The organism is Gilvimarinus gilvus, assembly GCF_030518155.1.
GTDB lineage: Bacteria > Pseudomonadota > Gammaproteobacteria > Pseudomonadales > Cellvibrionaceae > Gilvimarinus > Gilvimarinus gilvus.
Window position 1 is genome coordinate 1 of the sequence record NZ_JAULRU010000467.1, and the last position, 385, is coordinate 385.

At 38.4% G+C, this 385-nt stretch carries 1 protein-coding gene; it reads left to right on the forward strand.

All coding sequences use genetic code 11. The annotated features are described in order from the left end of the window. On the forward strand, window positions 1-385 hold a 385-nt coding region (locus QWI17_RS08910; RefSeq protein ID WP_302722165.1), incomplete at both ends, for a GGDEF domain-containing protein.

The window sequence follows — 385 nt, forward strand, 5'->3', positions numbered from 1 at the left end:
AATGTAATGTGGTTCCACTCGACCATTGTTCCGATTAGTGATCATAATGCTGAGAATGATCATATTGATTATTTTATGGTTGTATCCGTCGATATTACTGAACAAAAACAGGTAAATATTGAAATAGAAGAACTGAACTACGCGCTTGAGTCTCGGGTTAAAAGTAGAACGCTTGAGTTAGAAAAAGCAGTAGAAGAGTTATTGATCATTAGCGAAACCGATAGCTTAACAACCATAGCAAATCGCCATGCCTATGAAAGGCGTCTGACAGAGAATGTGGCGACTGCCAAACGAAATAGAGAGCATCTATCACTTTTGATGATCGATGTAGACTGCTTCAAAGAATACAATGATAAGTATGGGCATGATTATGGCGATGCTGTAC